Source organism: Baekduia soli, assembly GCF_007970665.1.
GTDB classification, from domain to species: domain Bacteria; phylum Actinomycetota; class Thermoleophilia; order Solirubrobacterales; family Solirubrobacteraceae; genus Baekduia; species Baekduia soli.
This window is the reverse complement of sequence record NZ_CP042430.1, coordinates 1,760,963-1,786,650: the sequence shown is the minus strand read 5'-3', so window position 1 is coordinate 1,786,650 and position 25,688 is coordinate 1,760,963. Positions and strand designations below refer to the sequence as shown.

Below are 25,688 nucleotides of genomic sequence, written 5' to 3'. Positions count from 1 at the left end.
CCCCGCGCTCAGCGCGGCAGCTCGATGACGAAGCGCGCGCCGTCGCCCGGCCCGTCCTCCACGCGCACGTCGCCGTGGGCGGCGCGGGCCAGGCGCCGCGCGAGGGGAAGCCCGAGCCCGGAGCCGCGATGGCCGTTGTCGTCGGCGAGCTGGACGCCGGGCTCGAACGCGCGCTCGGGGTCGTCGCCGCCGACGCCGGGGCCGTCGTCGTCGACCACGATCGCGACGCCGCCGTCGCGGTCGACGGTCGTGATCGTCACGCGCGTGCGGGCGAACCGGCCGGCGTTGTCGAGCACGGGGGCGACGATCCGCGCGACGACCTCCGCGTCGACGCCGACGTGGGCCTGTGCCGTGCGCGGCGGCGCGACCTGCAGGCGCACGCCGCGCTCGAGCAGGACCGGCGCCCACGTCGCACGCAGCTCGGCCAGCGCGGCCGGCAGCGAGCAGCGGCCGCGGTCCAGGCCGGCCTCCGCGCGCGCGGCGGCCATGAGCGTCTCGAGGATCGCGCTCATCTGCTCGGCCGAGCGCGCGATCGACGTGTAGGCCTGCTGGCGCTCGTCCAGCGGGCGGTCGCGGCGCTGCAGCAGCTCGACCTCGGCCACGATCCGCGACAGCGGCGTGCGCAGCTCGTGCGACAGCTCGGCCGAGAGCCGCTGCTCGTGGCGCAGCCCGGCCGCGACCCGGTCCAGCAGGGCGTCGAACGTCCGCGCGAGGTCGCCGAGCTCGTCGGGACGCAGCTCGGAGCCGAAGCGCCGCTCGGGCTCGTTCTCGCTCCACTCGGCGGCGGCGCGCGTCATCTCCAGCACGGGCGCGAAGGCCCGCCCGATCGTCACGCGCGTGAGCAGGAGCACCGCGAGGATGAGGATGGCGGCCAGCGCGACCGAGGCGACGCCGGCCAGGTCGGTCGTGCGGTCGTAGGCCGCCAGCGACAGCGCGACGACGATCGTGCCGACCTGGCGGCCGCCCGCCCGCACCGGCGCCGCGTAGAGCCGGATCTGGCGGTCGTTGGGCAGGTCGTCGAAGACGCCGGCCTGCCCGGCCAGTGCCGCGGCCGAGCGCTGCAGCTCGGGGTCGCCCGAGGCGCGCTCGACGAGGCGCGCGCCCTGGAAGACCCACACCTTGCCGTCCAGCACGCTGTCGTTCGGGGCGTCGGCGACCCCGACGCGCCCGTCGCGCACCGAGACGGTCGTGGAGGCGGCGGCGGCGGCGGTGCGCAGGCGGCTGCGCGCGTCGTGGTCCAGGCTGCCGGCGAGCAGGAGGTTGAAGGTGACCGTCAGGACGCCGATGGCGATCGCCGCGACCAACACGGCGAGGACCGTCAGGCGGTCCCGGAGGGTGTGGAGGCGCACCCGCCTCATCCCAGCTTGTAGCCCACGCCGTGCGCGGTGGCGATCTCGCTGCCGGGGCCGAGCTCGCGCAGCTTGCGGCGCAGCCGAGCGACGTACTGGTCCAGCGTGTTGTCGTGGACGATCGCTCCCTCGGGCCACGCGGCGCGCACGAGCTCGCGCCGGCGCAGCACGACGCCGGGCTGGGCCGCCAGCGCGGCCAGGAGCCGGAACTCGGTCGGCGTGAGCGACGCCTCGCGGCCGTTGGCGGCCACGGCGTGGGCGAGCGGGTCCAGGCGCAGGCCGCCGACCGTCGTCCCCGGGTCGGCGCCCGTGCGGCGCAGCAGCGCCCGCAGCCGCGCGACGAGCTCGTCGAAGTGGAACGGCTTGGTGACGTAGTCGTCGCCGCCGGCGCTGAAGCCCGCCAGCCGGTCGGTCACCGCGTCGCGCGCGGTGAGGAAGAGGACGGGCGCCGTGCAGCCCTGCGCGCGCAGAGCCTGGCAGACGTCGCGCCCGTCGGCGTCGGGCAGGCCGACGTCGATGACCAGCGCGTCGACGGGCTCGCGCGCGGCCTGCAGCGCGCCGGCGCCGTCGCCGACGGCCGTCACCTCGAAGCCCTCCTCCTCCAGGCCGCGCACGACGAGCCCGCGGAGGGAGGCGTCGTCCTCGACGACGAGGAGTCGGAATCCGGTCACGGCCCCAGCGTACGGCGCGCCGCCGGGCTATGGGACGCCGGTCAGGAGTCGTTCAGGGGTCACCCGGCACCATCGCGCGCCATGGATCGCTGCGACACCCTCGCCGCCTGCGGCGCGCCCACGGCCGGCTAGGTGCACCCGATCTCCTACGCCCAGGCGATCGTCCTGGGCCTCCTGCAGGGTGCGGCCGAGCTGTTCCCGGTCTCCAGCCTCGGCCACAGCGTCGTGCTGCCGCGGCTGCTGGGCTGGGACATCCACCAGAACGACGACTACTTCCTCACGTTCCTGGTCGCCACCCACCTGGCGACCGCGCTCGTGCTGCTGGGGTTCTTCTGGCGCGACTGGGTGCGCATCGTCAAGGGGCTGGGCCGCTCGCTGCGCGACCGCGAGATCCACCCCTCCGACACCGACGCCAAGCTTGGCTGGCTGCTCGTCGTCGGCACGGTCCCCGCCGGACTGCTCGGGCTGCTCCTCGAGCACGCGCTGCGCAAGGTGTTCGCCTCGCCGCAGTCGGCTGCGGCGTTCCTGGTCCTCAACGGCCTCATGCTCCTGGGCGCCGAGCACCTGCGCCGCCGCGCGCCCGGCCCCGACCCGCTGCTGCCCGACGGCGACGCGCGCATCGTCGCGCGGCTGCGCTGGCGCGACGCGCTGTCGGTCGGCGCCGCCCAGGCCGTCGCGCTGCTGCCCGGCCTCTCGCGCTCGGGCGCCTCGATGGGCGGCGGCCTGCTCGTCGGCCTCTCCAACGAGGACGCCGCGCGCTTCGCCTTCCTGCTGGCCACGCCGATCATCGGCGCGGCCGCGCTGCTCAAGCTGCCCGACCTGGCCGGCAGCGCCGGCGACGGCATCCGGGGCCCGGCCCTCGCCGGTGCCGTCGGCGCGGCGTTCACGGCCTGGTTCTCCGTGCGCTTCCTCATGAAGTATTTCGAGACCAACCGCCTCACCCCGTTCGCCTACTACTGCCTCGGCATCGGCGTCGTCCTGTCGATCGTCTTCGCCGTCACCTGAGGCGAGGAGCACCCATGGCCAAGCACCGCGCCCTCATCCTCCCCGCCGTCGTCGCGGGCGTCGTCCTGCTCGTCATCGCGGCGATCTACCTCGTCGACTCCGCGGGCTCGCTGCCGTCGTTCTTCCCCGGCCACCAGGCCGGCTCGTCGCACCACCACGTCAAGCACGGCATCGCCGCCCTCGCGCTCGGGCTCGGGTGCTTCGTCATCGCGTGGTTCCAGACGGGCCCCGCGACGCCCCGCGCGACCGCGCGCTGAGGCGCCCGGTCAGGCCGGCAGCGGGCCGCCGGCCAGCGCCACGACCGCCCCGGCGGCCCCGGCGGCCAGCAGGGTGCCCACGACGCCGCGGCGCCCGGCCGTCAGCGCCACGACGGCCACGGCGAGCACCGCCCACTGCCACGCGCGGTCCAGCGCCAGCGCGAGCGGGATCGCCGAGCCCAGGATCGCCCCGAGCGCCGCGGGCGCGGCGCCATCGACGAACGCGCGCACCCGTGGGTCGGCCAGCAGCGCGTGGAAGCGGCGGGCGCCGACCACCACGAACAGGAACGAGGGCGAGAACGCGACGGCGGCCGCGAGCAGGCCGCCGCCCACGCCCGCCGCGGCGTAGCCGACGACGGCGACCGTGTGCACGACCGGGCCGGGGGTGACCTGCCCGAGCGCGACGGCGTTGAGGAACTGCGGCGCGGTCATCCAGTGGTGCTGGTCCACCGCGTCGCCCTGCATGAGCGGGATGATCACGAAGCCCCCGCCGTAGGAGAGGGCGCCGACCTTCAGCGCGGTCCAGGTCAGCGCCGCCAGGCCGCCGCCGGCCGCGGCGGCGGCCGCGAGGACCGCCGGCGCCGGGCCCAGGACGCCGGGCGGCCGCGCGCAGCAGCGAGGCCCCGCCGCAGGCCAGCAGCACGAGGACGAGCCACGGGCCGACCAGCGCCGCCGCCGCGGCGCCGAGCAGGATGTAGGACAACCACTCGCTGCGGCGGGTCGCCGCGCGCCCCCACCCGGGGCGGACGAGGTCCAGCCCGGTCTTCAGCGCCACGGCCGCCACCGCCGCGCCCGCGCCCGCGCCCGCGCCCTGCAGCCACCGCGGCGGGTCCGACGCCAGGAACGCGGCCGCCAGCGCCAGGATCGCCACCAGGCCCGGGACGATGAAGCACAGGCCGCCGACCAGCGCCCCGGCGCGCCCGCGCACGCGCTGCGCGCAGTAGATCGACAGCTGCGTGGACGCGGGCCCGGGCAGCAGGTTGACGGCCGCGATGGCGTCCTCGAAGTCGGCCTCGCCGATCCAGCCGCGCCGCCGGACGCACAGGTCGCGCAGCAGCGCGATGTGCGCGGGCGGCCCCCCGAACCCGATGCAGCCGATGCGGCCCCACTCGCGCGCGACGGTCGCCAGCGAGGGCGCGGGCACAGGCGCCGGCGGGCCGCCGGGGGCAGGATCGGGCGCCGTCATCGCGCGGCACCCTAGACGCCGCGGCGCACCGTCCGGGGTCCGTGCGGTGAAATGGCCGTCCCGACGACAGGAGCACCATGCGAGAGAACGCGGTGAAGCGCACGCTGGACGCCGGCGGCGTCAGCATCGGCACGTTCGTGGCCGAGCTGGCGACGCCCAACATCGGCCGCCTGGCGGCCTCCGCCGGTGTCGACTTCATGGTCATCGACCAGGAGCACACCGGCCTGACGCTCGAGTCGGTGAAGACCATCGTCTCGGCGTCGCGGTCCTACGACCTGACGCCGATCGTCCGCGTCCCCGATGCGCAGTACCACCTGATCGCCGGCGCGCTGGACGTGGGGGCGATGGGGATCATGGTCCCGCAGGTGGAGACCGTCGAGGAAGCCGAGCAGATCGTCTCCTGGGCCAAGTACCCGCCCGCGGGCGAGCGCGGCTGCGGGATCTACTACCCCGACCTGCTCATCGAGGGCGGCCTCGGCGCGACCGAGCTGCGCCACAACGACCAGACGCAGCTGATCATCCAGATCGAGTCGGTCAAGGGCGTCGAGGCGGTGCACGAGCTCGCCGCCATCGAGGGCATCGACGTGCTGTGGATCGGCGCAGCCGACCTCACCACCACCATGGGGATCCCCGGCCAGTTCGACGATCCGCGCTACCTCGAGGCGCTGCAGACCGTCGCTTCCGCGGCACAGGCCGCCGGTAAGGTCGCCGGCATGCTCTCCCGCACGACCGACGAGGCCCAGCTCCTGCTCGACCTCGGCTACCGGATGATCAGCCACTCCGCGGATCTCTGGCTCTACGCGGCCGCGCTGAAGACCGGCGTCGACGAGCTGCGCGCCCTGACGCCGGGGGCCGGGCGATGAGCGAGCCGTTCCGCATCGGCCTGACCCGAGACCTGCGCGCGGCGGACGGCAGCACGAACTACGGCGACCTCGGCCTCGGCATGATCGAGGCCGAGCCGGGCATGGAGTGGGCGTTCCTGGACGCGGAGGCCGCCGAGCTGACGCCCGAGCACGTGGCGGGCTTCGACGCGCTCGTCGTCCTGTACCCGCGCGTCTCGCTCGAGGCCGTCGAGTCCTCCGACCGCCTGAAGGTCATCGCGCGCATGGGCGTCGGCTACGACAGCGTCCCGGTGCGACGGTGCACCGAGCTCGGCATCCCGGTCACGCTCACCCCCGAAGCGGTGCGCCGCCCGGTCGCCACGTCGGCGCTGGCCCTGCTGCTGGGGCTCACCCACCAGCTCTTCCTCCAGGACCGCCTCGTGCGCACCGACCGGTGGGCCGAGGCCCGCAAGCACCCCGGCTTCGGCCTCGTGGACCGCACGCTCGGGGTGCTGGGGATGGGCAACATCGGCGCGGAGTTCCTGACGATCGCCAAGCCGCTGGGCATGCGCCAGGTCGTGCACGACCCCTACGCCGACCCGGCGCGGGCCGCGGAGCTGGGCGTGGAGCTCGTCGGCCTCGAGGAGCTGCTGCGCAGCGCCGACGTGGTCGTCGTCCTCTGCCCGCTGACCGACGAGACGCGTCACCTGCTCGATGCCGAGCGGCTGGCGCTGCTCAAGCCCACGAGCTACGTCATCAACATGGGCCGCGGGCCGATCATCGACCAGGCGGCGATCACCGCGGCGCTGCGGGAGGGCCGGATCGCCGGCGCCGGGCTCGACGTGTTCGAGACCGAGCCGCTGCCGGCCGACGACCCGCTCACCGCGCTGGACAACGTGATCCTGTCCACCCACGGGCTGGCGACCACCGACCAGTTCGGGATGGTCGCGGGCCGCAGGGCGCTGTCGAGCATCCTCGACGTCGCGGCGGGGCGCCGGCCGCCGCACGTGGCCAACCCCGACGTCTTCGCCCACCCGCGATTCGCGGGCACGCCGGCGGCGGCGGGCTGAGCTCAGCCCACGCCGCTCATCACGCCGCCGTCGACCGACAGCGCGGTGCCGGTGATGAAGGCGGCGCCGTCGCTCAGCAGGTAGGCGACGGCGTCCGCGATCTCCGAGATCTGCCCATAGCGGCGCATTGCGATCGTGCCCTCGAACATCGCCCGGGCGGCGCCCGGGTCCTCCGGGTTGACGAGGACCTCGATGCTCTGCATGAGCGGGGTGTCGACGGGTCCGGGGCAGACGAGGTTGGCACGGATCGGGATGTCGGCGTTCTCCAGGGCGATCGACTTCGTGAGGCCGAGCATGCCGTGCTTGGAGGCCGTGTAGCCGCTGAGCAGCGCGTAGCCCTGGAGGCTCGCGGCCGACCCGACGTTGACGATCGCCCCGCCGCCCTGGGCGCGCATGATCGGGATCGCCGCGTGCACGGTGTAGAACGCCGAGAACAGGTTGGTGATCACGACCTGCTCGAACTCCTCGACCGGCTGGTCCTCGATGCGCGCGGAGTCGCCGTTGATGCCGGCGTTGTTGACAAGCCAGTCCAGGCGGCCGAAACGCTGGTGGGTGTCGGCGATCCAGGCGGCGACCTGCTCGTTGCTCGTCACGTCGACCGGCGTGAAGTGCGCGAGGCCGCCGGCCTCCTCGATCACCCGCACGGTCTCGGCGCCGCCCTCCGGCGAGCGCCCGGAAACGGCCACGGCGGCGCCCGCCTGCGCGAGGCGGACGGCGATGCCGCGCCCGATGCCTCCGGAGGCACCGGTGACGGCGGCGACACGATCGGGATGGGACACGGCGGGCCTCCTGCGGGTGGGCGTTCGGACAGTGCGACCCTAGGTGCGCGCGATCGCGCCGACCACGTGCGTTTCCGCTAGTGCGGCGAGCCCGTGGACGCGGGCTGCTAGAACCGGGCGATGCCCCGCGTCGTCGTCGCCACCGCCTACGGCGGGCCCGAGGTGCTGCAGGTCGTCGACGAGGCCCCCGGGGCGCCCGGGCCCGGCGAGGTCCTGCTCGCCGTCCGCGCCGCCGGCGTCAACCCGGTGGACCGCAGGATCTTCGGCGGGGGGTTCGGCGCCGATCCTGCCGACCTGCCCCTGCGCCTCGGCTTCGAGGCCTCGGGCGTGGTGCTCGAGGCGGGCCCCGGCGCACAGGGCCCGCTCGGCCCGGTCGCCGCCGGCGACGAGGTCGTGGCCTTCCGCATCGCGGGTGGCTACGCCGAGCAGGTCGTGGTCGGCGCGGCGGCCTGCATCCCCAAGCCTCCGGCCCTGGGCTGGGAGGCGGCCGGCGGCCTCCTGCTCGCGGGCGTGACGGCCTGGCACACGCTCGCCGTCGCCGAGCCCGCCGCGGGCGAGACGCTGCTCGTGCACGCCGCCTCCGGCGCGGTCGGGCGCTGCGCGGTCCAGCTCGCGGTGGCCCGGGGCACGCGCGTCATCGGGACGGCGAGCCCGTCGCGCCACGACGACCTGCGGGCGCTCGGCGCCGAGCCGGTGGCCTACGGCGAGGGCCTGCAGGAGCGCGTCCGCGCCCTGGCGCCCGGCGGCGTGGACGCCGCCATCGACTGCGCCGGGACCGACGAGGCGATCGACACCTCCCTCGCGCTCGTGGCCGACCGCGGGCGCATCGTCACCATCGCGGCCTTCGCGCGCGGGGCCCGGGAGGGCATCCGCCTGCTCGGCGGAGGCCCCGGCGCCGATCCCGGCACCGCGATCCGCGAGGCCGCGCGGCCCGAGCTCGTACGCCTGGCCGCGGAGGGCCGCCTCGTGCTGCCCGTGCAGGCCTTCCCGCTGGCCGGGGCCGCCGAGGCCCACCGGGCCGCCGTCGCGGGCCACGCGGGCGCCAAGCTCGTCCTCGTACCCTGAGCGTCGCGACGTCGCGCGCCGGGTACGGTCGGCGGTCCCGACGTGACCGACGCCCCGCCTCCCACCTCAGCCGCGGCCAGCGGCGCACGGCGATCGCCTCCATCGCCGCCGCCGCGCTGCTCGTCGCGCTCAAGCTCGGCACCGGCCTGGCCACCGGCAGCCTGGGCCTGATCTCCGCGGGCATCGAGTCCAGCGGCGACGTCCTGGCCGCGATCATGACGTTCCTGGTCATCCGCCTCGGCGCGCGCCCGGCCGACCGCGACCACCCCTACGGCCACCGCCGCGCCGAGAACCTCGGCGCGCTCGGGGAGGCCGGGATCCTGCTCGGCGGCGGCGTCGTGATCGTCGTGGCGGCCGTCGGCCGCCTGGCCGAGGGCGGGCACGCGCCCGACGCCCGGTGGTTCGTCTACGCGGTCATCGCCGTCGCCGTGCTCGTGGACATCAGCCGGATCGCCGTCTCGCTGCGCACGGCGCGCCGCTACGACTCGGCCGCGCTGCGCGGCAACGCCTTCCACTTCGCGGGCGACATGGCCGGCTCGCTGGCGGTGCTCGCCGGCCTGCTCGCCGTCAGCGCGGGCTTCGAGCAGGGCGACGCCGTCGCCGCGCTCGTGGTCGCCGGCATCATCCTCGGCGCCGCGGTGCGGCTCATCCACGAGAACGCCCGCGTGCTCATGGACACGACGCCCGCCGAGGCCCAGGCCCAGGCCGAGGCGGCGATCCGCGCGCTCGGCGACGACGTGGACCTCGGGCGCCTGCGCCTGCGCGAGTCGGGCGGTCGCTACTTCGCCGACGTGGTCGTCGGCATCGCGCCCGGCCAGGCCATCGTCGAGGGCCACGGCGTCGCCGACCGCGTCGAGGCGGCGGTGCGCGAGGCGCTGCCGGGCACCGACGTGGTCGTCCACCTCGAGCCGCGCCGCGAGAACCTCGCGCTGCGCGACCGCGCGCTGGCCGCCGCCCTGGCCGAGCCGCTGGTCAGCGAGGCCCACGACATCACGGTCTACGACCTGGGCGACGGCTCGAGCCTGTCGCTGCACCTCAAGCTCCCGCCCGACCTCGACCTCGCCGAGGCGCACGCCGTGGCCGAGCGCGTCGAGGCCGAGCTGCTGCGGGCGCCGGGCATCGACGCCGTGCAGACCCACCTCGAGCCGCTCGAGCGCCCGGTCGCCGCACGCCCGGCGGGCGGCCGCGACGCCGACGAGGACGACGAGCAGCGCCGCATCCGCGCGATCGTCGCCGACGACACCGGCGGCCGGCCGTGCGAGCTGCGGCTCCTGCGCTCCGACGCGGGGCTTGTCGTGTTCCTGACGATCTCCGTCGGCGCGAGCACGTCGCTGACGGCCGCCCACGAGCTCGCGGGGCGCCTGGAGGAGGACATCCGCCGCGGCGCGGGCCACATCGCCGACGTCGTGGTGCACACCGAGCCCTAGCGGCCGGTTCCGTAGTTTGCCGACGGCGCGCCACCGCGCGGACCCCCGATGACGGCGCGGGCGCCGGCGGGCATCGTGCGGGTGATGGAGGCCACCGTCGCCGTCCCCCCACCCCGCCCGTCCGCGTCGCGCCGGCGCTGGATGGTCACCATCGTCGGCTCGCTGGCCACGGCGGCGGTGCTGGCCTTCGTGCTCGCCCGCCACCGCCACGCGTTCTCGGCCGCGTTCTCGCAGGCCGCGGTGTCGGTGCTGGCCGGCGCGACGCTGCTGCAGATCGTCGCGCTGCTGGCTCGCACGGAGGCGTGGCACCTGACCATCGAGGCCGCGGGCGGCCGCGTCGCACGGCGCATCCTCTTCCGCGCCTCGAGCATGCAGGTGCTCGGCAGCCTCCTGGACGGCCACCTCGGCGTCGCGGCCCGCATCGCCGCCCTGCGCCGGTCCTCGCCGACCGTCAGCCCGCAGGTCGCCACGCTCATCGCCGCCGAGTTCCCCATCCTCGCCGTCGAGGCCACGCTGGCGGCGCTGACCTCGTTCACGCTCATCGGGCCGCTGGGCCTGCCGTGGTGGGTGCCCCTCATCGGCGTGGCGGTCATCGCGGCCGCCAGCGCGGGCCTGAGGCACCTCGCGCTGCGCACCGGCCGCAATCTCTGGCGCGGCCTGGCCGTGCTGCGTCACGGGCGCGCCGGACGCCGCGTGGTCGCGCTCGTGCTCGTGGCCATCGTCTCGCAGGTCCTGCGCAACTGGATGCTCCTCAACGCCGTCGGCGTCCACGCGTCGCTGCTGGACGCGATCGCCGTGCTCATCGCGGTGGTCACGCTCGGCCAGCTGCCCGTCGGCCCCAGCGTCGGCGCGGCGGCGGCGGTCCTCATCCTCGGGCGCCACGGCGTGGCCGCCGCCGCGGCGGCGGGCGTGCTCATGACGGTGACGGGCACGCTCGGCGGCCTGGCCTTCCTGACCTGGGCGAGCGCCGACCGGGTCCTGCACCGCCACGGCGACCCCGACGCCGCGGCCCCGCGCCGCGCGATCTTCAGGGGCCGAGCCCGGCCTCGACCTCGGCCAGCCAATCGCGGTGCAGGGCCACCGGACGGCGCGAAAGCCGGTGGTTGATCGCCAGGCGGCGTGACCAGTGGGGGCAGGTCGGCATCGAGATCCTGGGACCCCCCGGCCTGCGTCGCGCCCACCTCGTGGCCGCCACCCACCGACCGAGCGGCCCCGGCGCCCCGGCGCGCGTGGACACATGTGAAAGCATCCCCTCGGTGGCCGGTCGGCGGCCGACGACCGAGGGGAGCGTTGATGGGCGACGAGGGACGGGTCCGTGAGATCAGGACCGACACGTACAGCTACGTGTTCGGGACCTATGGCGAGCCGGTCGCGACGGTCAGGCCGGGCGAGATCGTCGACATCTACACCGAGGACGCGTTCGAGTCGCGCGTCCAGGACGTCGACGACCTCCCGTCCCAGGTCCTCACGATGCCGTTCCTGAACCCGCAGACCGGGCCGATCGTCGTCGAGGGCGCCCGCAAGGGCGACACGCTGGCCGTCGAGATCCTCGAGATCGAGCCCACGCGCGACTTCGTCGTCAGCGCCCACATCCCGAACTTCGGCGGGCTCACCGGCACCTCGGCGACCGCCCTGCTCACCCCGTCGCTGCCCGAGCAGGTCTACAAGTACCCGCTGCGCGACGGGCACGTCGAGCTGCCCCGCGGCATCCGCCTGCCCTACCGGCCCTTCGTCGGCACGATCGCCACGGCGCCCGAGCTCGAGGCCATCGGCGCGCTGACGCCCGGACCCTTCGGCGGCAACATGGACGTGCCCGACACCTGCCCGGGCAACATCGTGCGGCTGCCCGTCAACGTGGACGGCGCGTGGTTCTTCACGGGCGACGCCCACGCCTCCCAGGGCGACGGCGAGCTCTGCGGGGTGGCGTGCGAGATGACCGCGCGCGTGCGCGTGCGCTTCGGCGTGGAGTCCGGCGCGACGATCGCCTGGCCGCGCATCGAGTCGCCGACGGAGATCATGACCGTCGGCAGCGCGCGGCCGATGGAGGACGCCGCGCGCATCGCCTGGGTCGAGCTCATCCGCTGGATGCAGGCCGACTACGGCTTCGAGGAGCTCGAGGCCTACCAGCTGCTCACCCATGCGGGCAGGATGCGCGTCGGCAACATGGTCGACCCGCAGTACTCGCTCGTGGCCAAGATCGACAAGAGCCTGCTGGGGTCCTAGGCCCGTGGCCCACCAGCGGATCATCGTCGTCGGCGCGGGCATCGTCGGCTCGGTCGTCGCCCTGCGGCTGGCCCAGCGCGGCGCCGCGGTCACCCTGATCGAGGCCGCGACGCCGGGCAGCGGCACGAGCGGCTCGTCGTTCGCCTGGATCGACGCCAGCCACCCCGGCCTGGAGTCCTACCTGGACATCAACGTGGACTCGCACCCCGCCTGGCGCGAGCTCGGCGCCGAGCTGGGCGACCCGTCGTGGCTGGCGCTGACCGGCACGATCATGTGGGAGGACGAGCCCGCCGCCCAGGCCACGCTCGAGCGCCACGTCGGGCTGCTGCGCGACCTCGGCCACCCGGTGCAGGCGGTCACGCCCGCGCAGGCCGCCCTGCTGGAGCCCGACCTGGTCACCGACGACGCGGCCGGGACGCTCTGGCACTTCCCGACGGAGGGCTACCTGCAGCCCGTCGCCGCCCTGGGCGACCTGCTCGCCCTCGGGCGCGACGCCGGGCTGACCGTGCGCGAGGGCACGCGCGTCACCGGGCTGCTGCGAGACGGCGAGGCCGTCACCGGCGTGGAGCTGGAGGGCGGCCAGAGGCTGCCCGCCGACGTCGTGGTCAGCTGCGTCGGGCGCTTCACGCAGGAGCTGCTGGCCCCCGCCGGCATCGACGTCCCGATGGTGGACGCCGAGCCGGCCGACTCCCCCGCCGTCGGCCTGCTCGTGCTCACCACGCCCGTGCCCGCGCGCCTGCGGGGCGTCGTCATGGGCGACGGCCTCATGCTGCGCCCCGACGGGGCGGGCCGCCTGCTGCTGCACAGCGACGCGATCGACGCGCGCGTGCGCGAGCAGCTGGCGACCGCCGCCCCGCCCACGCTCAGCGAGGAGCTCGTCGCCCTGGTGCGCGCGCGGCTGCGCGGCGCGGGCGCCGCGCAGGTGCAGAGCGCGCGCCTCGGGCTGCGCGCCCTGCCCGCCGACCACCGGCCCGTGGTCGGCCTGGCGCGCGACGGCCTCTACGTCGTCGCCACCCACAGCGGCGTCACCCTCGCAGCGGTCCTCGGTCGCCTCGTCGCCGAGGAGCTCATCGACCACCGGCAATCCGAGGTGCTGGCGCGCTACGCGCCGGCGCGCTTCCAGGAGGCGGCATGACCAGCAGCACCGACGCACCCGTCCACGACGTCGTCATCGCCGGCGGCACGGTCGTGGGCCCGCGCGACGAGCGGGCGCTCGACGTGAGCATCGACGGCGAGCGCATCTCCGGCCTGCACGAGCCGGGCACGGCCGGGCCGGCGAAGCGGACGATCGACGCGACGGGATGCCTCGTCGTCCCCGGCGCCATCGATCCCCATGTCCACTACGGCATGGACTTCCAGGGCCTGCTCGTCACGGAGGGCCCGGAGTACAGCGCGGCCGCCGTGCACGGCGGCACGACCACCGTGATCGACTTCGCGTTCCAGGAGACCAAGGGCCCGCTCGACACGCTCGCCGACCGGCGCGCGTTCCTCGACGGCTCGATGGCCACCGACTGGAGCCTGCACACGATCCTCACCCGCGAGTTCTCCTTCGAGGACATCGAGCAGATCGGCGACGTCATCCGCGCGGGCTGCCCGACGATCAAGACGATGATGACCTACGGCTGGATGTCGGACGACGGCCGCCGCTACGGCGCGATGTGCGAGGTCGCCGAGCACGGCGGGCTGAGCCTCGTGCACGCCGAGGACGACGCGATCGCCAACTGGCTGCACGAGAAGTACAAGCGCGAGGGCAAGCAGCACGCCTCCTACGTCTCCGAGACGCGCGGGCCGCTCGTCGAGGAGGCCGCGGTGCGCCGCGCGCTGTTCCTGGCCGAGCGCGCAGGCTCCCCGCTCTACGTCCTGCACGTGGCCGCCGGCGCAGCGGTCGACGCGATCGCCGAGGCCCGCTCGCGCGGCCTGCCGATGTACGGCGAGACGCTGTCGGCCTACCTGAGCTGGACCCAGGAGAACATGCGCGACGAGACGCCGCTCATCGTCGACGGCAAGGCCTGGGGCCCGCGCGGGCTGTTGTACAACAACTTTCCGGTGCCGAAGTTCCCCGCCGACCGCGAGCAGCTGTGGGAGGCCATCCTGGACGACCGCCTGCAGGTCGTGGCCACCGACCACTGCTCGACGACGCTCGAGGACCGCATGGAGAAGATGGGCACGACCCAGGACAGCATGCAGGCCGGCCAGTCGGCCGTCGAGCTGCGCGTCGAGCTGTTGTACTCCATGGCCGTGGCGACCGGGCGCTGCTCGGCATCGCGCTGGGTGCAGCTCATCGCCACCAACCCGGCCCAGCTCATGGGGCTGGCGCCCGCCAAGGGCGAGATCGCGGTCGGCGCCGACGCCGACGTCGTGGTGTTCGACCCCGCCAGGCAGTGGACGGTGGACTGGCGCGAGCTGCACATGAGCGTGCCCTACTCGTGTTGGGACGGCCAGGAGATGACCGGCAAGGTCCGCGACGTGCTGCGCCGCGGCGAGGTCCTCATCGACCGGGGCAACTACGTCGGCAGCACGACGGGCGGGCACTTCATCGAGCGCACGCTGGCCCCGCACGTCACCGCCAACCCGCTGGACCCCAGCATCACCGCTCCGGGCGCCCCGGCCCCGGCCCCGGCGGCGGCGTGAGCGCCATGACGCCGTTCCGCGACGACCTGCCCTCGCTGACCGGGGGCTCGCTGCCCGCCGCCGACTTCGAGGGCCGCGCCGTCCTCGTGGTCAACGTCGCCTCGCGCTGCGGCCTCACGCCGCAGTACGAGGGCCTCGAGCGCCTCCAGCAGCGCTACCGCGACCGCGGGTTCACCGTGCTCGGCGTGCCGTCGAACCAGTTCGCCGAGCAGGAGCCGGGCAGCGCGGAGGAGATCCACCAGTTCTGCTCGGCGACCTACGGCACGACGTTCCCGCTGACCGCCAAGCTCGAGGTCAACGGCGTGCGCCGCCACCCGCTGTACGCCCGGCTGACCGAGGCGCCCGACGCCGCCGGCCAGGCCGGCGAGGTGGAGTGGAACTTCGAGAAGTTCCTCGTCGCGCCCTCCGGCGAGGTCGTCGCGCGCTTCCGGCCGACGGTCGACCCGGAGTCCGACGAGGTCGTGACCGCGATCGAGGGCGTCCTGCCGTGAGCGACGGGGCGCGGACGGTGCCCGCGACGGAGGTGCGGCCCGGCGACCGCATCACGGCGCGGGCCATCGACCTGACCGTGACGCGCATCGACCGGCCGTTCCTGGGGCGCGACGAGATGCTGGCGTTCGTCGAGGACTCCGACGTGCAGTGGATCAAGGTCCCGGTGGCGCTGGACGCCGAGGTCGTGCTGCGCGACTAGGCCTGGTCGAGCAGGGCGCCGACCGCGGTCGCCAGGACCTGCACGCCGAGGACCAGGTCGTCCTCGGCGGTGTCCTCGGCCACATCGTGGCTGCGGCCGCCGATGCTCGGCACGAAGAGCATCGCGGCGGGCACGTGACGGCCGAGCACGCGGGCGTCGTGGCCCGCGCCGCTGGGCATCCGCACCGAGCTCGCGCCGTGCTCGGCGGCGGCGGCCTCCAGCAGGCCCGCCAGCCGGGCGTCGGTCGCCGCGCCGCGGCGGGCCGCGACCGTCGTGCCCTGCACCCCGATGCCCGTGGCGGCGGCCGTCTGCGCCTCGAGCGCCTCCAGCGCGGCGTTGACGCCGTCCATCACGGCGTCATCGAGGTCGCGGTGCTCCAGCAGCAGCTCGGCCCGGCCGGGCACGACGTTGCTGGCCCCCGGTTCCAGCGCGATCCGGCCGATGTTCCACACGGTGTCGGGGCCGCCGTGGGCCGCGATGACGTCGCCGACGGCCGCGGCGTGGCGCACGAGCGCGGCGCCCGCGTCGCGCCGGCGGCCCATCGGCGTGGTGCCCGCGTGGTCGGCGCGGCCGGTGAACGCGACGACGCGCCGGCGCATGCCGGCGATGCCGGTCACCACGCCGATGCGCACGCCGGCGGCCTCCAGCCGTGGCCCCTGCTCGATGTGCAGCTCGAGGAAGCCGACGTGGCGGTCGCGGTCCAGCCGGGCCGGCGGCCGGCCGGCGTACCCGGCCGCCGCCAGCGCCTCGGGCAGCGCCCGGCCGGCCGCGTCGCGCGCGGCCTGCACGGCCTCGCCGGTCAGCTCGCCGCAGAACGCGGTGCTGCCCAGGGTGGCCAGGAACGTGCCCTCCTCGTCGGCGAAGGACACGACGTCGACGCCGACGCCGGTCCCCCTGCCCCGCGGGCGGCGAAGGCCCGCGCCACCTCGAGCGCGCCGATGACGCCGAGCGCGCCGTCCAGCCAGCCGCCGGCGGGCACGCTGTCGCTGTGGGAGCCGACGAGCACCGCGCGCGCCACCCCGGGGGTGCGGCCGACGACGTTGCCCACGTCGTCGACGGTCACGTCAAGGCCCGCGTCGGCCAGCCGGCCGGCCAGCCACGCGCGCGCCGCCCGGTCGGCGTCGCCGAACGCGCGGCGGTCGACGCCGGGGTGCAGCGCGCCGAAGGTCGCGAGCTCGCGCAGGTCGCGCAGCATCCGCTGGGGGTCGATGCGCAGCATCGGGCGGCCCGCATCATAGGCGCCGATCTCCCGCCGGCGGCCGCGCCGCGTCATGATGCGCCACGGCGCACGGCGCATCGGGTGCCGGCACGCGACGAGGAGGAGCCGTGGACGCGAAGGCCCTGTGGATCCCCAGCCCCGGAGTGGCGGAGCTGCGCCCCACCACGGCCCCGGACCCCGGACCGGGCGAGATCCGCGTCCGCGCCATCGCCTCGGGCATCAGCAGCGGGACCGAGATGGTGCTCTACCACGGCCTGGGGCCCGGCGGGCAGGCCATGACGCCGTCGACGTGCGAGGGGCGCTGGGACCTCCCGGTCAAGTACGGCTACCAGAGCGTCGGGCGCGTGATCGACGCCGGGCGCGACTCGGGCTTCAGCGGCGGCGAGCTCGTGTTCTGCCGCTTCCCCCACCAGGACGTCTACACGATCGACGCCACCGACCCCGAGCTCGTCGACCGGATCCCGGAGTTCGACCCTCCGGAGATCGCGGTCCTGGGCAACAACGTCGACGTCGCGCTCACCGCGCTGCTCGACGTCCCGGTCCGCCTCGGCGACGTCGTCGTGGTCACCGGGCTGGGCATCGTCGGGATGTTCTGCGCGCTGCTGGCGCGGCGCACCGCCGGGCGGCTGGTCGTCGTCGACCCCTACGCCCACCGGCGCGACATCGCGCTGCGCCTCGGGGCCGACGTCGCCGTGGAACCGGCCGGCGCGGTCGCCGCCGTGCTGGAGGCCTCCGACGGCCGTGGCAGCGACATCAGCATCGAGGCCAGCGGCGCGGCGTCGGGGCTGCAGCTCGCGATCGACTGCAGCGGCCTGGAGGCGACGGTCTGCGTCGTGGGCTGGTACGGCGCCAAGGAGATCCCGCTCGTCCTCGCGCCGCAGTTCTACTCCCAGCGCCTCAAGCTCGTGAGCTCCAGCGTCCTGTACGCCGGCTCCGGCCTGCAGCCCCGCTGGGACCTGGGCCGCAAGCTGCAGACCGCGCTCGAGCTCCTGCCGACGCTGCACCCCGAGGAGATGATCAGCCACCGCATCCCGTTCGCGCAGGCCCCGGACGCGTTCCGGCTCCTGGACGAGCACCCCGAGCAGACGCTCGCCGTCACCCTGGACTACACCTGATGGCCCCGCGCATCGTCGACGCCCACTGCCACCTCGACGCGTTCTCCGACGACGAGCTGATCGGCGTGCTGGCCGACGCCCGCGCCGCGGGCGTCGTGCTGCTGATCACCGTCGGCATGGACGTGGCCACCTCGCGGCGCGGCACCGGGATCGCGGCCGCCCACGAGCCCGTCCTGGCCGCGGTGGGCCTGCACCCGTGGAATGCCCAGGACTTCCCGGACGGCGCGCCCGTCGCCGAGCTGGAGGCGCTCGCCGGCGCCGACGACGTCGTGGCCGTCGGCGAGATCGGCCTGGACTTCGTCGACAACTCGTGGCTGGGGCTCTCCTACGCCGACCCCGCGCTGAGAGCCCGCCAGGAGCGCGTCTTCCGCGACCAGCTGCAGATGGCGCGCCGGCTCGGGCTGCCGGTGATCCTGCACAGCCGCGGCGCCCACGCGACGACGACCCGCGTCCTGGCCGAGGAGGGCATGGAGGAGGTCGGCGGCTGCGTGCAGTTCTTCGAGGGCACCCCGGCCGACGTGGAGGCCTACGCCGCGCTGGGGTTCGGGTTCTCCGTCGGCTCCAGCGTCACGTTCCCCGGGGCCGCCGGGGCGTGGCACGAGACCGTGCGCGCGATCCCGCCCGAGCTGCTGCTCGTCGAGTCCGACGCGCCGTGGCTGCCGTACCACGGCCACGCGTCCACGCGCAGCGCCCCGGCCGACCTCATCGCGATCGGCGCCGCGATCGCCCGCGTACGCGGCGTGGAGCCCGAGGCGCTGCTGGGCGCCGCCACCGCCAACGTCGACCGGGTCCTGCGGACCGTGCGGACGCCGGCCTGACCCGTGGCGCCCTACGACCTGATCGTCGGCGGCGACGTCGTCCTGCCCGACCGTGTGCTGGAGGGCGGGTCGGTGGCGGTCCGCGACGGGCGGATCGCGGCGATCCTGCCGCCGGGCGCCCCGGCCCAGGCGACGGTGGTGCACGACCACCCGGGCCGCCTCGTCCTGCCCGGCCTCGTCGACACCCACGTCCACGCCGGCAGCTTCGAGACCGAGTCGATCGCCACGACGACCGCGGCGGCCGCCGCGGGCGGGGTCACGACGATCGTCGACATGCCCTACGACCGCGCCGAGCCGGTGATGGGCGCCGCCCGGCTGGCGCAGAAGATCGGCCAGGTCGGCGAGCAGGCCGTCGTCGACGTGGGGCTGTACGGCACGATCGCCAAGACCGGGGGCGTGGCGGCGATCGACGAGCTCGTCGAGGGTGGTGTGTGCGCGTTCAAGTTCTCGTCCTACGAATACGACGCCCGGCGCTTCCCGCGCATCGACGACGGCGACCTGCTCGAGGCCTTCGAGCGCCTGGCGCCGACGGGCGTCCCGGTCGTGCTGCACAGCGAGCTGCAGGAGGTCGTCGAGTCCGTGCTCGGGCGGGTGCTCGGCACGGCCGCCGAGGACGACCCGCGCGCGCACGGCCGCACGCATCCCCCGGTCTCGGAGACCGCCTCTGCGGCCAAGGCCCTGGAGCTGGCGCTGTGGTCGGGCGCGCGGCTGCACCTCGCGCACTGCACCCATCCCCGCGTGTTCGAGCTCATCGCCGGCTACCGGGCGCTGGGCGCCGACGTGACGGGCGAGACGTGCGCGCACTACCTCGCGCTCGACGAGGACGACGTCGCGCGGCTGGGCTCGGCGGCCAAGGTCAACCCGCCGATCCGCGACGCCGCCGCGCGGCTGGCGCTGTGGGAGGACGTGCGCGCCGGGCGCGTCGCGACGATCTCCACCGACCACGCGGCGTGGCCGCCGGCGACCAAGCAGGCCGCGATGCTGCGCGCCGCGGCGGGGATGCCCGGGCTGGAGTCGCTGCTGGGCGTCGTGCTGACCGCGGCGGAGGGCCAGGGCGTGGCGCTGCCCGGCCTCGTGGCCCTCATGACCTCCGCGCCCGCGGCGCTGTTCGGGCTCGGCGACCGCAAGGGGCGCCTCGCCGAGGGCATGGACGCCGACCTGGTGGTCTTCGACGCGCGCGAGCCCGCGGTCTTCCGCGCCGCCGACTCGGTGACCGCCGCGCGCTGGAGCCCGTTCGACGGCATGGCGCTCGTGGGCCGCGTCCAGGCCACCTGGCTGCGGGGCCGGCCGGTCTTCGAGGACGGCCGCGTCGTCGCCGCGCCCGGCACGGGCCGCTGGCTGCGCCGGGCGCCCTAGGCGCGCGCGGCGGCGACGGCCTCGAGGACGGCGTCGGTGCTCACGACGTCGGCGTACTTCTGGGCCATGTCGAACAGGTTGACGGCGTGGACCGCCTGGCTGCGGTCGTAGACGGCGTCGTGGGGCACCGTCGCGCGGAAGTTGTAGGAGAAGCCGTCGACGACCGACGCGCGCACGCACCCGCTCGTCGTGCAGCCGCACACGACGAGCCAGTCGACGCCGAGGTCGACGAGGTAGCTCGTCAGCGACGTCGCGAAGAACGCGCTCGGGTGGCGCTTGGGCACGAGGATGTCGCCGGGGCGCGGCGCGACCGCCTCGACGAAGTCGTAGCCGCGGTCGGGCACGTCCATGATCGCCGGGACCTTGGCCGCCAGCCGGCCGGCGTCGTAGCCGAGCTTGGGCGCGACGTGCGGGTACAGGACCGGCAGGTCCAGCGCGCGGAAGCCCGTCACCAGGCGCTCGATGTGCTCCAGCGCAGCCCACGCCACGTCGCCGCAGCTCGTCGAGTACTCCTGCACGGCCTCGTCGAACGGCATCGGCCGGCTGCCCGTCGTGCGGTACTGCACGTCGATGACGAGCAGCGCGGGCCGCGAGCCCGAGCCCGAGGGGCCGCCGAAGCCCGCGGCGCGGTAGCGCGCCTCGTCGCCGGGCCCGACGACGCCCTCCCAGGGCGCCGGCCCGCTCATGCCGTGGCCCCCACGGCGGTCGCGCCACTGAGCGCGCGGCGCTGGTAGCGGCCCAGCGGCTCGCCGGTGGCCGCGCCGTCGCGCAGCGCGAGGCGCCCGCGCACCAGCGTGTGCACGACCCGGCAGTCGACGTCGATGCCGTCGAACACCGTGTAGCCGGCGCCCGAGAGCTGGTCGGCGGCGGTGATCGTCTGCGGCGCGTCGAGGTCGACGAGGGCCAGGTCGGCGTCGGCGCCGACCGCGATCGTGCCCTTGCGGGGCGCCAGCCCGAAGAGCCGCGCGGGCGTGGAGGACACCGCGGCCACCAGGCGCCCGAGGTCGATGCCGCGGCGCAGGCCCTCCGACAGCACGAGCGGCAGGAGCGTCTGCAGGCCGGGGAAGCCGGCGCTGGCCTTGGCGAGGTCGTCGGACTTGGCCGACACGTGCCGGGGCACGTGGTCGGAGCCGATGACGTCCACGGTGCCGTCGGCGACCGCGGCCCACAGGGCCTCGCGATCGGCGGCCGTGCGCAGCGGCGGGTTGACCTTGCCGCGGGTGCCGAGCCCCGACGCCTCGTCGCAGACGAGGTAGTGCGGGCACGTCTCGACGTACAGGCCGGGGGCGCCGGGCCCCTGGCGGGTCAGCGCGTCGAGGCTGCGCGCGTTGGTGACGTGCACGGCATACATCGACGCGCCGGCGACGCGGGCCAGGAACGCCGCGCGCTGCAGGGCCTCGGCCTCGGCCTCGGCGGGCCGCAGGTGGTTCCAGGTCTGCAGCGGCGAGAGGCCGGGCGGCACGGGCTCCCCGCGCCGGCGCCAGATCAGCTCGATGTTCTCGGCGTGCGGGTTGACCATGGCGCCGCAGCGCGCGGCCGCGCGCATGAGCTCGGCCAGGAACGCGTCATCGTTGCCGGGCAGGCCGAGGTAGGCGCCCTCCTCGCCGCGGAAGTTCATGAAGAACTTGAACGACGACACCCCGTGCTCGGCGACGTAGGCCGGCAGCTCGGCCAGCTGCTCGCCGGACACGATGCAGACGTGCAGGCCGAAGTCGATGCGCGCGTGCTGCTCCATGAAGGCCACGACCTCGTCGAGCACCTCGCCGTAGGGCCGGGCGAGCATGAGGTAGGCCAGCAGCGTGGTGACCCCGCCCGCCGCCGCCGACGCCGTCTCCAGCGCGACGTCCTCGGGCGTCCTGGGCACCGTGATGTCCTGGCCGAGGTGGACGTGGGCGTCGATGGCCCCGGGCAGCACGGTGAGGCCCGTGGCGTCCAGGACCTCGTCGGCGCCCGCGGCCGCCGTGGGCTCGCAGATCGCGGCGATGCGGCCCGCCGAAACGAGCAGGTCGACGTCGTGGCGGCGCCCGTCGGCGAGCAGGACCCGGCCACCGCTGACGCGCAGGTCGCTCATGCGGCGACCCTAGCGCCGCGCGGCGCCCGCGGAGGGACGCGGGCCTGGCGTCGGACATCGTGTCTGTGGGACGGTTGGCCCATGAGCCGACGCATGCGCGACCTGCTGACGGCCGAGCTGGGGGCCGTGCGCCACGAGCCGATCGACAAGCGCATCCGCGGGCGGCTGGGCGACCGGACCGTCGTCGACAGCCGGCGGGCCGTCCTCGTCTGGGAGCCGCGGCGGATCGTCCCGGCCTACGCCGTGCCCGAGGACGACGTCGACGCCGAGGTCGTGGCCGGCGGCGGGGCCGCGGATGAGCCGCCGCCAGGCGTGACCGTGCCGCGCCTGGAGGGCCGGCCGGTGCTCGACCCGAGCGTGCCGTTCGCGTTCCACACCGCGCCGGGCGAGCCCGTGCGCCTGCGCGCCCGCGACGGAGCGGGCGAGGTGGCGGGCTTCCGCCTGCGCGACGACGCGCTCGACGGGCACCTGCTCGTCGACTTCGCCGGGCTGGACTGGCTCGAGGAGGACGAGCCCAACGTCGCCCATCCGCGCGATCCGTTCCATCGCATCGACATCGTCCACAGCTCGCGGCACGTGCGCGTCGCGCTGGGCGACGTCGTGCTGGCCGAGTCCTCGCGCCCGTACCTCCTCTTCGAGCCGCCGCTGCCCGTCCGCGCGTACCTGTCGCGCGAGGACGTCGACCTCGGACTGCTGGCCCCCAGCGACACGGTGTCCTGGTGCGCCTACAAGGGCCGCGCGTCCTACCTGTCGGCGGCCGGGGCGCCCGACGTCGCGTGGGTGTACGAGGCGCCGCTGCGCGAGGCCGCCGAGGTGGCGGGCCGTGTGGCGTTCTTCGACGAGCACGTCGACATGACCGTGGACGGCCGGCGCCTCCAGCGCCCCGTCACGCCATGGTCGCGGCCGCCCGCGCCGCCGGGCTGAGCCCGCCGGGCCTCAGCGGCGCCGGGAGCGTCGGGAAGCCTCGGGGCCGGGCCTCAGCGGCGCGGGCCCGACCGCCCGCGGCGACGTGCGCGGGGGCGGGGCGAGAGGGGGCGCGCGCCGGGTGCTCCTCCTCGCCGCGCGCCCCGGCGCCCAGGATGCCGTGGTCCTTCGCCGTGCCCTTCGGGAACTCGAGGTTGGCGAACGGGAGCACGTGCGCGCGATCGCGCAGGCCCATCCGGGTCAGGGGCGAGACGTCGCGCGCGAACCGGGCGACCATCGCGGACTGCGCCGCCGCGACCCGGTCGGCGTAGGCGACGTGGACGTACAGGTCCCCGGGGCACGACAGGGTCTTGACCGGCCACCCGGCGGCGTGCGGGCCGCTGGCGCCCAGCGGCGTGCCGTGGTACTCGGCGACCCGCTCGGCGAGCTCGCCCTCGGGCGGGCGCTGCTTGCGGCGCCCCGCGACGCCCACATAGAGCACGACCTCGTCGGGGCACCACATCGCCGCCAGCGCGGCGGCGAGGCCGTCGCGCGTGGGCCGCACGCGGTCCACCGTCAGGCCGGGTCGCACGGCCAGCAGGGCGTCGAGCGCGGCAGCGGAGATCGGCGCCACGTCGCGCGCGGCGTCCAGCGAGCCGGGGTCGGCGCCCAGCGCCACGACGTAGATCCCGATCGCCGGGGACCCGGGCGGGCCGGGCGGGGCGACGGGATCGCCCCAGCGCGTGACGCCCGCCGGGGTCACGCGCGCCGCGGAGAAGAGGCTGGAGACCGTGGAGGGCATCCCGTCGAGCGTACGGGGCCGGGGGCGTCAGGCCCGTCGCGCCCCGTGCGACCCTCCCCCGTGCCGACCCATCGTCCGACCTGCCGTGCCCCGTCCACGCCGGCGCGATCCGCTGCGAGAGTGTCAGGACGTGGCGGCGCGCAGCGACACACCCGGCGTGGGGAGACACGTGGATGAGCACCTGCGGCGGTTCGTGGCCGCGCGCGACCGGGACGACGGGGCGCTCATGCGCCGCTGCTGGGAGGAGCTCGTGATCGACTTCTTCGATCGCATGGACGGCCTGGTCTACGCCGCGCACCGCGGCCGCCTGGACGACGACGAGCACGAGGTGGCCGTGGGCATGGCCATGGCGCGCTTCTCGACCAACCTGATGACGACGTTCGCGGGCGTCTCGACCGGCGAGCTCGTCAACGCCTGCAAGACCCTGGCGCGCGGCATCTGCATCGACGTCCAGCGCCGGTCGGTCCGCGAGCACCGCCACGAGGGCCCCTCGCTGACGCCGGCCGACCCGGGGACCGCGGCGGTCTGGGAGGCCGACGCCGCCCGTGCGCGCCTCGAGCAGGCCGAGCGCCGCGACGATGTGCGGGCGTTCCTGGAGTGGGCGCTGCCGCAGGTCAAGGAGGAGCGCCGGCGCGTGCTCGAGCTCACGTTCCACGGCGCCGAGGTGCCGGAGATCGCCCAGGAGCTCGGCATCACCGCCGACAACGCCTACCAGCGGCGGTCGCGCGGCATGAAGGACCTCAAGCGGCTTAGGGAGGACTACGACACATGAGCACCACCGATCAGGTCCTCGGCGCGTTCATCGACGCGTGGAACGCCGGCCGGCGGCCGCGGGTGCGGGACCACCTGGCACGCGTGCCCGAGGGCCCCGCCCGTGACGAGCTGGCCGACCGGATCACGACGTGGCTGGAGCTGGCGCCCACCCCCGACCTCGACGACGCCGCGCGGGCGGCGGTCCGGGCCGAGCCCGTCGTGGCCCGGGTCCTCGGCGCCGCCGGCGACGACGCCGGCCTGTGGCCCTCCACGCTGCCCGCGCTGCGCACGCGCCGGGGCCTGTCGATCGCCGACGTCGCGGCGCGGCTCGTGGCGCGCCTGGGCCTGGACCGCGGCGACGAGCCGCGCACCGCCGAGTACCTGGGGCGTCTGGAGCAGGGCGGCCTGGAGCCCACGCGCGTGTCGCGCCGGCTGCTCGAGGCGCTCGGCGACCTCCTGGGCGCCAGCCCCGGCACGCTGGCCGACGCCGCGGGCTTCGGCCGCGGCCTGCGCGCGGCGCCGGCGGGCGGCACGCTGCTGCGGGCCGAGGGCGACGCCACCGCGCAGGTCGCGGCCGACATCGCCGCGCTGAGCCGCGCGGCGCTGTCGCCGGCCCCGGCCGCGATGGACGAGGTCGACCGGCTGTTCACGGGCGGGCCCGACGCGTGAGGGCCGGGCGCGCGGCCTCTGGGTGTCCGCCAAGTCCGAGGCACCTCAGCTAGGCCAGCAGCCGGGCCATCGCGCCGGCCAGCGCGTCGTCGGCCGCGGCCTCCCCGCGCAGCGCGGCCTCCAGATGGGTGCCGGCCAGCGCGGGCGACAGGTAGGGCAGCGTCGCGATGGCCGCGAGGCGGTCGGCCGGGCCGGTGAGGCGCAGGCGCGCGAACGCGTCGGTGTGCAGCCCCTCGGCGATCTCGGCCTGCAGCGCCTCGATGCGGCGGGCGCCCGCGAGCCCGAGCTGCTTGAGGCGGTAGAGCACGACGAGCGCGCTCACGCCGAAGCCCGCGGCGATCACGACGACCTCGTCGAGGCCCGGCTCGCCGTCGACGACGAGCTCCTCCATCGCCGCGCGGGGCAGCAGGAACTCGGCGGCGAACGCGTTGGCCTGGATCTCGTGCGGGCTCGTCGTGCCGCCGTTGAGCGTGGCCATGGTGTCGACGGCCAGCGTGCCGTCGTGGCGGCACCACGCGTGCCCGAGCTCGTGGGCGAGCGTGAAGCGCCGGCGCGGCAGGAACTCCAGGCCGTTGACCCACAGCAGCGCGCGGTCGCCGTCGCGGTGGCAGGCGCCGGCGACCCCGGCGGCCAGGCGGGCCACGACGACCGGCAGCCCCGCCGCCTGCTCGACGGCGCTGAGCAGGCAGGGCAGCGGCCCGACGGGGTCCAGGCCCAGAGCCCGACGCGCCTCGCGGGCGCGCTTGGCGCCCCGGTTGTGGTCGAGGCTGCTCACGCCCCGGCATCATCGGCAGCGCGGCGGCCGGG

Annotated in this window: 28 protein-coding genes and 1 pseudogene; 18 read left to right on the top strand and 11 right to left on the bottom strand. The window is 75.7% G+C overall.

Annotation, left to right across the window (positions count from 1 at the left end):
• Positions 1 to 8: 8 nt before the first annotated feature.
• Together FSW04_RS08300 and FSW04_RS08295 are read right to left on the bottom strand one after the other, a co-directional pair.
• Positions 9 to 1,349, bottom strand: a complete 1,341-nt coding sequence (locus FSW04_RS08300; RefSeq protein ID WP_187369343.1) for a sensor histidine kinase — start codon at positions 1,347 to 1,349, stop codon at positions 9 to 11.
• Positions 1,350 to 1,354: 5 nt separating this feature from the next.
• On the bottom strand, positions 1,355 to 2,020 hold the full coding sequence (locus FSW04_RS08295) for a response regulator transcription factor (RefSeq protein WP_146918184.1): 666 nt from the start codon (positions 2,018 to 2,020) through the stop codon (positions 1,355 to 1,357).
• A 132-nt stretch (positions 2,021 to 2,152) separates the two neighbouring features.
• Between FSW04_RS08295 and FSW04_RS08290 the strand changes: the two genes are divergently transcribed.
• Together FSW04_RS08290 and FSW04_RS08285 are read left to right on the top strand one after the other, a co-directional pair.
• Positions 2,153 to 3,025, top strand: coding sequence for an undecaprenyl-diphosphate phosphatase (locus FSW04_RS08290; protein WP_146918182.1), 873 nt, complete (start codon positions 2,153 to 2,155; stop codon positions 3,023 to 3,025).
• Between the two features lie 14 nt (positions 3,026 to 3,039).
• A complete protein-coding gene (locus tag FSW04_RS08285; RefSeq protein ID WP_146918180.1) occupies positions 3,040 to 3,282 on the top strand; it encodes a hypothetical protein in 243 nt (80 codons plus the stop codon).
• Between the two features lie 9 nt (positions 3,283 to 3,291).
• Here FSW04_RS08285 and FSW04_RS26935 read toward each other — a convergent pair whose 3' ends face one another.
• Positions 3,292 to 3,762 (bottom strand): chromate transporter, encoded by a 471-nt coding sequence (locus FSW04_RS26935; RefSeq protein ID WP_321167684.1) that lies wholly within the window; start codon positions 3,760 to 3,762, stop codon positions 3,292 to 3,294.
• 202 nt (positions 3,763 to 3,964) lie between these two features.
• Positions 3,965 to 4,468 (bottom strand): annotated as a pseudogene (locus FSW04_RS28360) (chromate transporter); the annotation flags it as partial.
• 77 nt (positions 4,469 to 4,545) lie between these two features.
• Here FSW04_RS28360 and FSW04_RS08275 point away from each other — a divergent pair.
• Both FSW04_RS08275 and FSW04_RS08270 read left to right on the top strand, forming a co-directional pair.
• Positions 4,546 to 5,331: an HpcH/HpaI aldolase family protein gene (locus tag FSW04_RS08275; protein ID WP_146918178.1), complete on the top strand. Its 786-nt coding sequence runs from the start codon at positions 4,546 to 4,548 to the stop codon at positions 5,329 to 5,331.
• Positions 5,328 to 6,359 (top strand): NAD(P)-dependent oxidoreductase, encoded by a 1,032-nt coding sequence (locus FSW04_RS08270; RefSeq protein ID WP_146918176.1) that lies wholly within the window; start codon positions 5,328 to 5,330, stop codon positions 6,357 to 6,359. Before FSW04_RS08275 ends, FSW04_RS08270 begins: the two co-directional genes overlap by 4 nt.
• A gap of 2 nt (positions 6,360 to 6,361) precedes the next feature.
• On the opposite strand, the gene FSW04_RS08265 is transcribed toward FSW04_RS08270, so the two are convergent.
• Entirely contained in the window at positions 6,362 to 7,138 is a 777-nt protein-coding gene (locus FSW04_RS08265; RefSeq protein ID WP_146918174.1) for an SDR family NAD(P)-dependent oxidoreductase, read from the bottom strand.
• A gap of 120 nt (positions 7,139 to 7,258) precedes the next feature.
• Here FSW04_RS08265 and FSW04_RS08260 point away from each other — a divergent pair, with 120 nt between their 5' ends.
• The 8 genes from FSW04_RS08260 to FSW04_RS08220 all read left to right on the top strand — a co-directional run bounded on the left by FSW04_RS08260 (position 7,259) and on the right by FSW04_RS08220 (position 15,175).
• Complete coding sequence (locus FSW04_RS08260) at positions 7,259 to 8,203, top strand: NADP-dependent oxidoreductase (protein ID WP_146918172.1); 945 nt, start codon at positions 7,259 to 7,261, stop codon at positions 8,201 to 8,203.
• Complete coding sequence (locus tag FSW04_RS26930; protein WP_228431231.1) at positions 8,200 to 9,630, top strand: cation diffusion facilitator family transporter; 1,431 nt, start codon at positions 8,200 to 8,202, stop codon at positions 9,628 to 9,630. The genes FSW04_RS08260 and FSW04_RS26930 overlap by 4 nt, the downstream gene beginning before the upstream one ends.
• A 48-nt stretch (positions 9,631 to 9,678) precedes the next feature.
• Positions 9,679 to 10,737, top strand: coding sequence for a GumC domain-containing protein (locus FSW04_RS08245; RefSeq protein ID WP_228431013.1), 1,059 nt, complete (start codon positions 9,679 to 9,681; stop codon positions 10,735 to 10,737).
• A gap of 186 nt (positions 10,738 to 10,923) precedes the next feature.
• A complete protein-coding gene (locus FSW04_RS08240; RefSeq protein WP_146918169.1) occupies positions 10,924 to 11,853 on the top strand; it encodes an acetamidase/formamidase family protein in 930 nt (309 codons plus the stop codon).
• 4 nt (positions 11,854 to 11,857) lie between these two features.
• A complete protein-coding gene (locus tag FSW04_RS08235) occupies positions 11,858 to 12,988 on the top strand; it encodes an NAD(P)/FAD-dependent oxidoreductase (protein ID WP_187369342.1) in 1,131 nt (376 codons plus the stop codon).
• Entirely contained in the window at positions 12,985 to 14,484 is a 1,500-nt protein-coding gene (locus FSW04_RS08230; RefSeq protein WP_146918165.1) for an amidohydrolase family protein, read from the top strand. The genes FSW04_RS08235 and FSW04_RS08230 overlap by 4 nt, the downstream gene beginning before the upstream one ends.
• A gap of 5 nt (positions 14,485 to 14,489) precedes the next feature.
• On the top strand, positions 14,490 to 14,975 hold the full coding sequence (locus FSW04_RS08225) for a glutathione peroxidase (protein ID WP_146923591.1): 486 nt from the start codon (positions 14,490 to 14,492) through the stop codon (positions 14,973 to 14,975).
• On the top strand, positions 14,972 to 15,175 hold the full coding sequence (locus FSW04_RS08220) for a hypothetical protein (RefSeq protein WP_146918163.1): 204 nt from the start codon (positions 14,972 to 14,974) through the stop codon (positions 15,173 to 15,175). Before FSW04_RS08225 ends, FSW04_RS08220 begins: the two co-directional genes overlap by 4 nt.
• On the opposite strand, the gene FSW04_RS08215 is transcribed toward FSW04_RS08220, so the two are convergent.
• Both FSW04_RS08215 and FSW04_RS26925 read right to left on the bottom strand, forming a co-directional pair.
• Positions 15,172 to 16,044 (bottom strand): hydantoinase/carbamoylase family amidase, encoded by an 873-nt coding sequence (locus tag FSW04_RS08215; protein WP_228431011.1) that lies wholly within the window; start codon positions 16,042 to 16,044, stop codon positions 15,172 to 15,174. The two genes, FSW04_RS08220 and FSW04_RS08215, sit on opposite strands and share 4 nt — an antisense overlap.
• A complete protein-coding gene (locus tag FSW04_RS26925; protein ID WP_228431009.1) occupies positions 15,975 to 16,394 on the bottom strand; it encodes a M28 family peptidase in 420 nt (139 codons plus the stop codon). Before FSW04_RS26925 ends, FSW04_RS08215 begins: the two co-directional genes overlap by 70 nt.
• 107 nt (positions 16,395 to 16,501) lie before the next feature.
• On the opposite strand from FSW04_RS26925, the gene FSW04_RS08210 reads away from it, so the two are divergent.
• The 3 genes from FSW04_RS08210 to FSW04_RS08200 are packed head-to-tail and all read left to right on the top strand — an operon-like array spanning position 16,502 to position 19,683.
• Entirely contained in the window at positions 16,502 to 17,509 is a 1,008-nt protein-coding gene (locus tag FSW04_RS08210; RefSeq protein ID WP_146918161.1) for a zinc-binding dehydrogenase, read from the top strand.
• The gene (locus tag FSW04_RS08205) at positions 17,509 to 18,327 is read left to right on the top strand and encodes a TatD family hydrolase (RefSeq protein WP_146918159.1); all 819 of its coding nucleotides are present in this window, start codon (positions 17,509 to 17,511) and stop codon (positions 18,325 to 18,327) included. The genes FSW04_RS08210 and FSW04_RS08205 overlap by 1 nt, the downstream gene beginning before the upstream one ends.
• Before the next feature lie 3 nt (positions 18,328 to 18,330).
• A complete protein-coding gene (locus tag FSW04_RS08200) occupies positions 18,331 to 19,683 on the top strand; it encodes a dihydroorotase (protein ID WP_146918157.1) in 1,353 nt (450 codons plus the stop codon).
• Here FSW04_RS08200 and FSW04_RS08195 read toward each other — a convergent pair.
• Both FSW04_RS08195 and FSW04_RS08190 read right to left on the bottom strand, forming a co-directional pair.
• Positions 19,680 to 20,369: an isochorismatase family protein gene (locus FSW04_RS08195; RefSeq protein ID WP_146918154.1), complete on the bottom strand. Its 690-nt coding sequence runs from the start codon at positions 20,367 to 20,369 to the stop codon at positions 19,680 to 19,682. The genes FSW04_RS08200 and FSW04_RS08195 overlap by 4 nt on opposite strands.
• On the bottom strand, positions 20,366 to 21,754 hold the full coding sequence (locus tag FSW04_RS08190) for a dihydroorotase (protein ID WP_146918152.1): 1,389 nt from the start codon (positions 21,752 to 21,754) through the stop codon (positions 20,366 to 20,368). Before FSW04_RS08190 ends, FSW04_RS08195 begins: the two co-directional genes overlap by 4 nt.
• Before the next feature lie 81 nt (positions 21,755 to 21,835).
• Between FSW04_RS08190 and FSW04_RS08185 the strand changes: the two genes are divergently transcribed.
• Positions 21,836 to 22,678, top strand: coding sequence for a DUF427 domain-containing protein (locus FSW04_RS08185; RefSeq protein WP_146918150.1), 843 nt, complete (start codon positions 21,836 to 21,838; stop codon positions 22,676 to 22,678).
• On the opposite strand, the gene FSW04_RS08180 is transcribed toward FSW04_RS08185, so the two are convergent.
• A complete protein-coding gene (locus tag FSW04_RS08180; RefSeq protein WP_146918148.1) occupies positions 22,641 to 23,459 on the bottom strand; it encodes a hypothetical protein in 819 nt (272 codons plus the stop codon). The two genes, FSW04_RS08185 and FSW04_RS08180, sit on opposite strands and share 38 nt — an antisense overlap.
• Positions 23,460 to 23,628: 169 nt before the next feature.
• Between FSW04_RS08180 and FSW04_RS08175 the strand changes: the two genes are divergently transcribed.
• Together FSW04_RS08175 and FSW04_RS08170 are read left to right on the top strand one after the other, a co-directional pair.
• Positions 23,629 to 24,231, top strand: a complete 603-nt coding sequence (locus FSW04_RS08175; RefSeq protein WP_146918145.1) for an RNA polymerase sigma factor — start codon at positions 23,629 to 23,631, stop codon at positions 24,229 to 24,231.
• A complete protein-coding gene (locus FSW04_RS08170) occupies positions 24,228 to 24,881 on the top strand; it encodes a helix-turn-helix domain-containing protein (RefSeq protein ID WP_146918143.1) in 654 nt (217 codons plus the stop codon). The genes FSW04_RS08175 and FSW04_RS08170 overlap by 4 nt, the downstream gene beginning before the upstream one ends.
• 49 nt (positions 24,882 to 24,930) lie before the next feature.
• Here FSW04_RS08170 and FSW04_RS08165 read toward each other — a convergent pair whose 3' ends face one another.
• Positions 24,931 to 25,656: an ImmA/IrrE family metallo-endopeptidase gene (locus tag FSW04_RS08165; RefSeq protein WP_146918141.1), complete on the bottom strand. Its 726-nt coding sequence runs from the start codon at positions 25,654 to 25,656 to the stop codon at positions 24,931 to 24,933.
• Positions 25,657 to 25,688 lie beyond the last annotated feature (32 nt).